General features: G+C 68.5%; 3 protein-coding genes. 2 read left to right on the top strand and 1 reads right to left on the bottom strand.

From position 1 onward, the window contains the following. Positions 1-255: 255 nt before the first annotated feature. Positions 256-1,392: a TRAP transporter substrate-binding protein gene (locus FHP25_RS40390; protein ID WP_178134151.1), complete on the bottom strand. Its 1,137-nt coding sequence runs from the start codon at positions 1,390-1,392 to the stop codon at positions 256-258. Between the two features lie 194 nt (positions 1,393-1,586). Between FHP25_RS40390 and FHP25_RS40385 the strand changes: the two genes are divergently transcribed. Together FHP25_RS40385 and FHP25_RS40380 are read left to right on the top strand one after the other, a co-directional pair. Then, positions 1,587-2,384: an aspartate dehydrogenase gene (locus FHP25_RS40385; RefSeq protein ID WP_147852672.1), complete on the top strand. Its 798-nt coding sequence runs from the start codon at positions 1,587-1,589 to the stop codon at positions 2,382-2,384. Between the two features lie 4 nt (positions 2,385-2,388). Then, the gene (locus FHP25_RS40380) at positions 2,389-3,135 is read left to right on the top strand and encodes an RluA family pseudouridine synthase (protein ID WP_147852671.1); all 747 of its coding nucleotides are present in this window, start codon (positions 2,389-2,391) and stop codon (positions 3,133-3,135) included. Positions 3,136-3,417 lie beyond the last annotated feature (282 nt).

The following is a 3,417-nucleotide window of genomic DNA, read 5'->3' as shown; positions in this document are numbered from 1 at the left end:
GCAAAGCTCGGCGGATGGCATGTATATGAAACCAAGCCGCCGGGACCCATCACCTTCTTCAACGGCTTGACCTACTTCCGCGCCCTCGCACAAGGTTATGCCCTCAACGATCTGTAGACGCCCTAGCACGCAGTGGGGGAGGTGGCCGAAGGCCGGAGGGGGACCCCACGTGTTCTTGGCAACTGAAACCACGTCGGCTCCCCTCCGCCCTTCGGGCACCTCCCCAGCTGCGCTGGGGAGGATCTGCAGGGCAGCTCAGGTCTTCTTCGCGACCCCGTTGGGGCCGAAATAGTGCTCGTAGGCCATGCGGCGGTTGACGACCGTGTCCTGCTCCCACTGCGTGGTGCGGCGGGCGAAGGCGATCTGCGATTCGAGGATCTCCTTGAACAGCGCGTTCTCCGCCGCCTTCTTCTTCACGACCTCGTCGTAGACCTCGAGCTGCCGCTTCAGGACCGCATCAGGGGTCTTGTAGAACTTGACCTTGTCCTTGGCCTGCAGCTCCTCGTAGTCCTTGGAATAGCGGTCGATCGCCTTCCACGACATGTCGGCCGAGGCGGCGTCGGTGGCGTGCGCGATGATCGATTTGATCTTGTCCGGCAGCGCGTCGTACTTCGCCTTGTTGAACATGATCTCGAACTGCTCGGCGTTCTGGTGGAAGCTCTGCAGCATGCAGACCTTCGAGACGTCGGCGAAGCCCAGCACGCGATCGGACGTGGCGTTGTTGAACTCGGCCGCATCGAGCAGGCCGCGGTCCATGGCGGCGACGATCTCGCCGCCGGGCAGCGCGTTCACCGCCGCGCCCAGCGCCTGGAACACGTCGATGGAGATGCCCACGGTGCGGAACTTCAGGCCCTTGAAGTCGTCGAGCTTGGCCATCGGCTTCTTGAACCAGCCCAGCGGCTGGGTCGGCATCGGCCCGTAGAGGAACGACACGACCTGGGCGCCGATCGAGTCATAGAGCTTGACCAGCAGCTCCTTGCCGCCGCCATACTTGTGCCACGCCAGCAGCATGTTGGCGTCCATGGCATAGCCCGGCCCCGAGCCCCATAGCGCCAGCGCCGTCTGCTTGCCGTAGTGGTAGACCAGCACGCCGTGGCCGCCGTCGAGCGTGCCTTTCGAGACGGCCTCGAGCAGGCCGAACGCCGGCACCACGGCGCCGGCGGGCAGCACCTCGATCTTGAGGTCGCCGCCGGTCATGTCGTTGACCTTCTTGGCGTAGTCCAGCGCGTATTCGTGGAAGATATCCTTCGACGGCCACGTGCTCTGCCAGCGCATGCTGATCGGGCCTTGCGCCGAGACGATGGTGGGCGCCGCAACGGTGGCCGCGGTCGCGACGGCGGCTCCCCTCAGGAACTTGCGGCGGGTGGCGGCGGACCGGGTTTTGCGCGACATCTTGATCTCCTCCCGATTTTTTGACTGGTGACGCTTCGTCATCTAAACGTCAGCTTGATTACCCTGGTTTGCGGCGTCTGCCTAGCGCGCTCGCGCCAACGTGTAGCGCTTCCGCGCGCATGGCGGCTGAGTGGCTGGTCACGGCGCCCGGACCGGCTACATTGGCCGGCGCGGGGTGGCCGGAGGACGAGGCGATGCTGCGGATCGGAATGCTGGGCTTCGGCGCCATCGGCAAGCGCGTGGCCGAGGCCGTGGCGGCGGGCCAGCTCGAGGGCACCGAGCTGACGGCAGCCCTGGTGCGCACCCCCCGGACGGCGGCCGCCGAGCGGCCCGACATCACCCACGACCCGGACTGGTTCTTCCGTTACCGGCTTGACGTCGTGGTCGAGGGCGCCGGGCACCAGGCGGTGCGCGACCATGCGGTGCGGGCGCTGGACGGCGGCGCCGATCTCTACGTCACCTCGATCGGCGCCTTCACCGACACCGCCCTGCTGGAGCGGGTCGTGGCGGCGGCGCGCGCCAACGGCTGCCGCGTCCACCTGCCCTCGGCCGGCATCGGCGGGCTCGACATGCTGGCGTCGCTGGCCGAGGGCGGGCTGGACGAGGCCACGATCACGGTGCGCAAGGATCCGGCCTCGTGGAAGGGCACGGCGGCGGAGGCGCTGGTCGACCTCGACACGCTGACGCAGCCGCATACCGTGTTCGATGGCCCGGTGCGCGAGGGCGCCCGGCTCTACCCGCAGAACGTCAACATCTCGGCCGCCACGGCGCTGGCCGGCATCGGGCTCGACCGCACGCGGCTGGTCATCATCGCCGATCCGGCCATCACCACCCATGTCTGCGAGATCAGCGCCAAGGGGAGGCTGGGCAGCATGCGCTTCGTCGAGGACCTCGTGCCGTCGCCCGAGAACCGCAAGACCAGCACCCTGGTCGGGCATGCCATCGTGAAGACGCTGCGCAACCGCACTGCCACGCTCGTGATCGGCGGATAGGACGATGCCGCCGGCCCGCCAGACGACGCTTCCACGGCCCACCGGCGCGCCCTTGTCGGGCGCGAACCTGGTCGAACGCGTGCTCTATCGCGACGGCCTGATGCTGGTGATCGACAAGCCGGCCGGCATCGCGGTGCATGCTGGCCCGGGCGGCGGCCCCAACCTCGAGGCGATGTTCGACGCCCTGCGCTTCGGCTGGTCCAAGCCGCCGGCGCTGGCGCACCGGCTGGACCGCGACACATCCGGATGCCTGGTCCTGGGCCGCCATCCCAAGGCGCTGCGCAAGCTGGGCGCCCTGTTCGCCGCCGGCAATGTCGAGAAGACATACTGGGCCATCGTCCAGGGCGCGCCGCCTGATGACGACGGCACGGTGGACCAGGCGCTGCGCAAGGTGACGCGCCGCGACGGCGGCTGGCGCATGGTCGTCGATCCCGACGGGCAGGCAGCGCTCACCCATTATCGCGTGCGCGGCCGCAGCGGCGATCTCGCCTGGCTGGAGCTGCGGCCGCGCACCGGCCGCACGCACCAGATCCGGGTGCATTGCGCCGTCCTGGGCTGCCCGATCGTGGGCGACCCGCTCTACGGACCGCCCGCCGCGCCCGGCAGAAGCCTGCCGCCCTTGCACCTGCACGCCCGCGCCCTGGTGATCCCGCTGAAGGAAGGCAAGCCGCCGATCACGGCCGAGGCGCCGCCGCCGGCGCACATGCTGGAGGCGCTGGAAGCGTGCGGGTACACCCCTCGCCCCGCGTGAGCGGGGAGAGGGAGGGGCCCATTGCGCGCAGCGCAATGGGAGGGTGAGGGGTACGGACGATCAAGCCATGCGTTGCCGGTTGACATGTCCGTCTTGCTGGCGACGTCGCGATTTGGCTGTTCCTACCCCTCACCCTCCCATGCCTTCGGCATGGGCCCCCTTGTACGACCGGATACATCGGTAACACTTTAGACCGGATACATAGGTAACACTTTGGACCGGATACATCGGTTACACTTTCGGTGCCGCCGCTGGCCGCTGCCGGGGGCGCGCCCCCGGCAG

Origin of the sequence: Vineibacter terrae (assembly GCF_008039615.1) — a bacterium.
Lineage (GTDB): Bacteria > Pseudomonadota > Alphaproteobacteria > Reyranellales > Reyranellaceae > Vineibacter > Vineibacter terrae.
This window is presented reverse-complemented; position numbering and strand designations above follow the sequence as displayed.